Genomic DNA, 3,900 nt, shown 5'->3' on the forward strand with positions numbered 1-3,900 from the left:
GTTGATGTTCACCACTCGGTCTCCTTCAGCCCACGTGGTTTGGCCTGGGGGCAAGAAGATCTGCGTGGACCCGGTGCCGTCGGGCGAAGCCTCAGCAACGGAGAGCTCGAGGTCGTCAGGGATCGCAGTCGGCACGAGGAAGATGGTCGCGTCGGAGACGCTTCCTGCTGCGCCAGTATCTGTCGTGGATCGCTGGGCTACCGCGATGACGCCACCAAGCACAACAGCGACCGTTGCGAATCCGACGAGCGCCGCAATCAGAGGGGATCGTCGTGGGCGGTTGGACGTCTGCACGACCCGCACGTCTGACAGGTTCTCGAAGTCGATGGGTGGAGGAGCCTCGGCGACCATTGATGCCAAGACCTCACGCACTATCTGCCTCTCGCTGCTACTCATCGAGCACTCTCCTCAGATGGCGACGCGCCCTTGCCAAGTGACGTCGCACGGACCCGGCACCGATTCCCAAGTAGCCGGCAATTGCGTCATCCGTCATGTCCTCCCAGTACGCCAGGAACACGGCAGCCCGTTGCCTGACGCTGAGTCGGTTCACGGCAGCCCAGACTTCGGGATGGATCTCTGGGGGATGAACAACCGGAGCGGAAGCGGCTCTCATTTCTCGGTCTCGCCTCCTCGACTCAGTCCGATGAAGGTTGCGAGCCTCATTCGCCACTGCCCGATGCAGGTAGCTTCTGTGGTTCTCAACCGACGACCAACCCGGCGAACCGATTGATCTGAGGACAGCAGACGAAACGACATCAGCTGCGTCGTTGGACCCCACCAACACTGTCGCGAACCGGATCAAGGCAGCGGCGTGTTCGCAGTAGATCTCGGCGTCGGTTGCGACCGGCGAATCAAGATGCACATTGCCCCTTTCCCATTAGCTGTCATGTATTAGACACCGCTGCGTGCACGTTTCGCTGACACCCAAACGAAGAATTCTTGTCCAGCGTCCGTAGCAAGCCATCAACTCGTCGAGATTCTCGCATTCGGGAAGGCCGCTGGGGTCGGTGAGCGTCCGCCGAGAGGCTGTCAGCAGCATTGGGATCTGAGGTTCTCGACGGCCCTCCCGAGCCAGCCGGAGAGCTTCCCAGGCTTCCTCACCCGTCGTGGACCGTCTCAGGACGCGCATAGGACGCGTTTTGCTGAGAGACAATGCGAATCGATGAACGTCAATGAGTGCTGAAACCCCCGGTGTGCCTATGTGACGGCGGCCATGAGAAGCTCCCCATAGGCGGCCACGAGATCTCCCCGCGAACGGTCATGAGAATTCCCCGCGTGTAGTGGGGTTTTCTGGAAGGGTTCTTGGGGTTGGGTTCCTGATTCGACTGTGATTGCTGGCTGGAAGCGGTCATCGAGTCTGAGAGGAACCGGCCCATGTTGGTTGAGGAGAAGATTATGGAAATATTGGAGGCATACGATTTGACGAAGTCGTTCCGTTCGGCTGGTGCGTTGTGTGGTGTGGATCATCGCACGGTGCGCCGTTATATCGCAGCGAGGGCCGCGGGGCTGGATCCTGTGGCCACGCTGGGGCGGGGTTCGGTGTCGGATCCGTTCTCGGACAAGATCACAGAGTGGATCGATCTGTCTCAGGGCAGGGTGCGTGCCGATGTGGTGCATCGCAAGCTCGTGGCAATGGGGTATGAGGGTTCGGAGCGTACGACGCGTCGGGTGGTGGCTGCGTTGAAGGGAGACTGGACCCGTGAGCATCGTCGGGGTTACAAGCCGTGGATCACGGAGCCGGGTTTGTGGTTGCAGTGGGATTACGGTGACGGACCCAGGATCGGCGGTACCAGGACGCATCTGTTTTGTGCGTGGTTGGCGTGGTCACGGTTCCGGGTGATCCTGCCGATGTGGGATAAGAAGCTGCCGTCGGTGATTTCGGCTCTGGATCGGTGTTTCCGGATTATCGGCGGGGTCCCGACGTACGCGTTGACCGATAACGAGAAGACGGTCACGAATACCCATATTGCCCGGGTGGGGGTTAGGAATCCCCAGATCGTTGCAGCAGCGCACTATTACGGGGTGACGATCACGACGTGTCTGCCTGCTGATCCTGAGTCCAAGGGCGGGTCGGAGGCAACTGTTCGCATAGCGAAGGCCGATCTGGTGCCTACGGCTGCGAACCTGTTGGAGGAGTACGAGTCGTTCGACCAGCTCGAAGAGGCGTGTGTAGTAGCAATGGAGCGGTTCAACACCAGGGTCCACACCGTCACCGGTGAGAGGCCCACAGACCGCCTGGTGCGGGAGCTCGAAGTGATGCACAAGGTGCCTGCTGAGCCGTATACCGCGGTGTTCGGGGAGACCCGGGCTGTGACGTGGTCATCAACGATCTCGTTTCGGGGTGCTCGCTACTCGGTGCCCCACACATGGATGGGGGCTCGGGTCTGGGTGCGTGTCTCGGGTGACGAGATCGTGATCACCGCTGAAGTGAACAATGCTGCTACCGAGATTGCCCGTCATCGTGTTGTTGGCCGAGGCGAAGCAAGCATCGTTGATGCCCACTATCCGGAACGGCGCGACACCCCGGAGCGGACCCCGAAGGCGACGAACCTGTTCGAGGCGGCGTTCCTCGAGATCGGTGTGGGCGCCCAGCGGTGGCTGATCGAAGCCGCTGCACAAGGGATACGGGGCATCGAAACGAAGATGGGTGACGCCGTAGCGCTCACCAAAGAGTGGGATCCGGTAGTCGTTGACGAAGCGTTAGGGCTAGCTGCAACAGTAGGACGTTTCTCTGCGGGTGACGTTGAATCGATCGTCACGGCCCGCCGCCAGGATCCGTTCTCGCCACCTGTCGGGTTCTCTCTCCAACCCGGCACCGGCGCCTGGTCACGCTACGGCGACAACAACGACAACAGCAACGGCAACGGTGACAGGGGCGGGAATGGCGGTCGGCGATGACGACGATCGCCACACCGGTCCTTGACGAACTCGTCGCGTTGTGTCGCAGGCTACGCCTCAAATATGTTCGCGAGCAGATGCCCGAGGTGCTCCTGACCGCCAAAGCGCAACGATGGGACCCCGCAGAGATGCTGCGGATCCTCCTGATTGCTGAAGCCGAAGGCAGAGACCGGGCCACCATTGAGAACCGGCGCAAGAAAGCAAAGTTCCCCGCCGGCAAAACGTTTAGCGTCTGGGATCCGGCTCGCAGCCCTATCCCTCTCCCCACCCAAGAGGCGTTACGGAGCCTCGAATGGGTGACCAGGCGTGAGAACCTGGTGGTGTGCGGGCCGTCAGGGACAGGGAAAAGCCATTTCTGTGAAGCCCTGGGCCAGCACGCCATCGAAAACGGCCTGATCGTCGTGTGGTACTCCATTGAGGACCTCGGAGTGTTGATACGCAGACACCGTATCGACGACACGATCACCAGAGCGTTCACACCGATCCTGAGAGCAGACCTCGTCATTGTTGACGACATCGGGCTCCTCCCCATCTCCCCAGACGCAGCAGAGGGCCTCTACCGGCTTGTTGACGCCTGCTACGAGAAACGCTCCGTAGCAGTGTCATCGAACCTGCACCCCTCAGGGTTTGATCAGCTCATCGACCACAACATTGCTTCGGCCCTTGTTGACCGGCTCATGCACCATGCCCACATCGTGGTCACCGAAGGCGAATCGATACGACTCGCCGACGCCACCCAAGGAAAAGGGGTGATACCACTACCAAGCTAAGGACGGCGCGTGGGGAATTCTCGTGGCCGTACGCGGGGAGATCTCGTGGCCGTACGCGGGGAATCCTGATGGCCGCCCATGGGGAGAAACCAATGGCCATTGACACCGTCGCCCACACCCTCAACAGCCGACCACGCAAAACCCTCGGATGGCGCACCCCCGCCGAAGCCATGGCAGAGGTTCTAAAGTCTGCTCAACAGCAAAGTGTTGCTTCGACCCCTTGAACCTGAGC

At 60.7% G+C, this 3,900-nt stretch carries 4 protein-coding genes; 2 read left to right on the forward strand and 2 right to left on the reverse strand.

The window, feature by feature from the left end:
- A partial coding sequence (locus IIC71_15000; GenBank protein MCH7670488.1) for a hypothetical protein occupies nucleotides 1-396 on the reverse strand: 396 nt, incomplete at its 3' end.
- A complete protein-coding gene (locus tag IIC71_15005; protein ID MCH7670489.1) occupies nucleotides 389-862 on the reverse strand; it encodes a sigma-70 family RNA polymerase sigma factor in 474 nt (157 codons plus the stop codon). The genes IIC71_15005 and IIC71_15000, both read right to left, overlap by 8 nt.
- A 512-nt stretch (nucleotides 863-1,374) precedes the next feature.
- Here IIC71_15005 and IIC71_15010 point away from each other — a divergent pair.
- Both IIC71_15010 and IIC71_15015 read left to right on the forward strand, forming a co-directional pair.
- Nucleotides 1,375-2,898 carry an IS21 family transposase gene (locus IIC71_15010; GenBank protein MCH7670490.1) on the forward strand — a complete coding sequence of 508 codons (1,524 nt, stop codon included), beginning with the start codon at nucleotides 1,375-1,377 and terminating at the stop codon, nucleotides 2,896-2,898.
- A complete protein-coding gene (locus tag IIC71_15015; GenBank protein ID MCH7670491.1) occupies nucleotides 2,895-3,668 on the forward strand; it encodes an ATP-binding protein in 774 nt (257 codons plus the stop codon). Before IIC71_15010 ends, IIC71_15015 begins: the two co-directional genes overlap by 4 nt.
- Nucleotides 3,669-3,900: the final 232 nt, after the last annotated feature.

The sequence above is a fragment of the Acidobacteriota bacterium genome, assembly GCA_022562055.1.
In the GTDB taxonomy this organism is placed as follows: domain Bacteria; phylum Actinomycetota; class Acidimicrobiia; order Spongiisociales; family UBA5794; genus BMS3BBIN02.